Source organism: Mucilaginibacter sp. (assembly GCF_036383575.1).
GTDB lineage: Bacteria > Bacteroidota > Bacteroidia > Sphingobacteriales > Sphingobacteriaceae > Mucilaginibacter.
This window is the reverse complement of the sequence record NZ_DASVOB010000330.1, coordinates 1-2,947: the sequence shown is the minus strand read 5'-3', so window position 1 is coordinate 2,947 and position 2,947 is coordinate 1. Positions and strand designations below refer to the sequence as shown.

General features: G+C 40.4%; 2 protein-coding genes. Both read left to right on the top strand.

What is annotated here, in order from left to right; all coding sequences use genetic code 11:
* The first annotated feature begins 1,058 nt into the window (after nucleotides 1–1,058).
* Nucleotides 1,059–1,313, top strand: a complete 255-nt coding sequence (locus tag VF500_RS11380; RefSeq protein ID WP_330859781.1) for a hypothetical protein — start codon at nucleotides 1,059–1,061, stop codon at nucleotides 1,311–1,313.
* A gap of 63 nt (nucleotides 1,314–1,376) precedes the next feature.
* The gene (locus tag VF500_RS11375; RefSeq protein WP_330859780.1) at nucleotides 1,377–2,504 is read left to right on the top strand and encodes a glycoside hydrolase; all 1,128 of its coding nucleotides are present in this window, start codon (nucleotides 1,377–1,379) and stop codon (nucleotides 2,502–2,504) included.
* Nucleotides 2,505–2,947 lie beyond the last annotated feature (443 nt).

Here is a 2,947-nt window from a genome sequence, read left to right as displayed (position 1 = left end):
TAATTTCATCAATGGCAATGTCAATTTGCTCATCGGCCAGCAGGGGGTTATTGCCCACTACACTAATTTCAAATTTATCGCCCATTAAACGTGCATTACGTTTGTAGACTGTTAAATTATCGGTTAAAGTTTTTATAGCCAGCATAATACTAATCTTTTAAATATCTAAAAATGAACACCAGATGCATCGTAAATACCTTACGCAGGTTAAATCAATTACGCTACATCAATCCTTTACAAAAACTAAAGTAGCGGCGCTTTATGAAATTGAGATGAAAAAGGCCTTTTGATTAATGTAATTAACTGATTTTGACATTTTTTAACACTTTAATGATAAAAGGAGCGGGGCGCTTGGAAACGGCAATGGCAGGAGAGGAAATTAAAGTAAGGCTATTATATTAATAAATTAACAATTACACTCAGCTCCATAGCCCTATACTTTCACGTCCCATCAGGGTCTCTCGCAGATTTAAGTTTACCCACAAATTCACCAACCTGAAATTTCAATAGGAGGCACCTACGGAGCCAAAAAAATGCACCCTTTAATGCTATAAACACGTGGCCCCGCTGGGGCCGGCAACGTTTTACAACATAATCAGGCATTAATTGAGATGCTTAAGGACAGATGCACCAGAGATGCAAAAGGTTTGTAGCATAAAAAGTATAGAAATACCCTTTGCCCCAGAGGGGCAAAACAAAACACTGCCTGATTAAACGACAAAACGATTTTGTGGGTTAACTTAAACTCGCAGAGGCCCCTGATGTATGCGCCAAGCAGATTCACCATTCAGAATATCTCGGTAGATGGTTAGAACGCGGTGAACCTCTGGGTCCTCTACGAAAGACCCTGATGGGACATAAAGAAATCACCACGCTGGTTTTCCATTTGATTCGAGCTTAAAACATCTTTTTCTCCTTCTTTATATAAATTTCCAGCCGGGGTATCATGCTGAACATCAGGAAAGTAATATAATCCATACAAAACCTAATTGTGTCCATTTTATCAGTTTGCTTTATTACCGAAAATTACGAACCAATTATCAATCAAAGAAAAATTCATGAGAAAGAATCAAATCCTTTCGGCAATGGCTATGACACTGGCCTGTGCTGTTTTGTCCTGTCGTAAAAATGCTGCGCCGCCTACCCAGCAGCGAGTGAATCAACCAGTTATAAATTCCATTCAAAGCGGAGGAAGCATAACTGTTGGAATAGGAAGCCCCCTTCAGAAGATTGACCTTATAGGGGCAGGCTGCTACTTTTACAGCGGGCACCTGGTAAACGGAATAACTAACTTTACTGATGCAAGCAACTAGCTTTGGCATGACCTTAATGTAAACGTTTTTAAAATTGTTCTTAGAGCTGATGGCGTGGAGGATGTGAATGATAACACAGATCCGAATAACACAGATTTTTCTAAGTTTAATTTTACCAGCAATTCTAACCTTGTTGACCAGGTAACAGCGTTAAAAAAAGCGCAGCTTATAAATCCGGGAATTAAAGTCTGGGCTATTGTATTATCGCCACCTAAATACCTGAAAACCAACAATAGTGTTAATAATGGCGGAACCCTTAATGCCAGCATAACAAATGCGTATAGTGAATTTGGCGAATTTTTGTATGCTCATATTAAAAACCTAAAAGACAATGGAATAACTGTTAATTATTTGAGTTTAATGAATGAGCCCGATTATCCATCTTCGGCTGTGCCTTATGAATCGGCGGAGTTTACAACAGCTCAGGCCCAAAGTGCATATACAAATACTGCCGGATGGCTTAAAACTAAATTGCAATCATTGAGTATCCCTGTACCTGTTTTTGCATCTCCGGATTGTATTGATGTAACTCATACCGGGTCTTATGTTTCGGCGCTTAATGCTTCGGGAAACGTGAGCCTTTTCACAACTCATCAATATTCAGGCAGTTCTGCTGCTAATTTTGCAACAGCCTCTTCGGCAGCGGGGGCAAATGGCCTGTATATGACGGAGTGGCACGCTGGATTTGGTATGGGGACTACGCCGGATGAACTAACCGCCGCCCTTGACCTGGTTAATAAATTTCACGATGCATTTAGGGGCGGTTCAAAAGGCTGGCTGTATTTTGAATGGGGCGACCCTGAAACTAATTTCGGGGGGCTGCTATATACTCCCTGGGGAGCACCCGCGGTACGAAAGAAAAATTACTACGTTTTTCAACAATATACCGCTAATCTGCTTAACGAAAATTATATTCCTACAACTTTAACCGGTATCACGAATTTTGGAGCTGATAACGTAAGTGCTTTTACAACATCAAACAAGGCGGATATTAATGTAGTTAACTGGAACACCGATGCGCAAAACAGGGTTAGACTGTACTTTGGTGGCAACATAAGTACAATAAGGATTTACAGGACAAGTGCAACAGAAAATAACCAGTTGGTTTGGAGCCAGGATAATGTGAATCAAAATTATTATGACGTTGATTATGCCGGCAAATCCTTCACTACAGTAAGGGTGACATGGTAATCAACTCAGGACGATATCTCCTTTTAACTTAAAACAGAACGTTTTTACAAATTGATTTGAGCCTTCAGAAGCTGTTTAAAAATGAAAGAAATATTTTTGTAGAGACGCATAATTGCGTCTCCCAAAGGACAAGCCGACTTAACGTCCCATCAGGGTCTCTCGCAGAGGACCTTGATGTATGCGCCAGGCAGATTTGCTATTCAGAATATCTTGGTAAATATTTAGAACGCGGTGAACCTCAGGGTCCTCTGCGAGAGACCCTGAGGGAACATGATTGACGTTCTGTTAATATCCATTTCTAATTTTCATAAAAACCACACGCCCATAGCCCGGTAAAAACCAGGCTCTGGGCGTTTCAATAATTTGAGTAAAAATTTATTCCAGCGTTATTTGCCTCCTGATACTTTCTTCAAGCGAAATGAAGGTTTCGGTACGTTGAATGC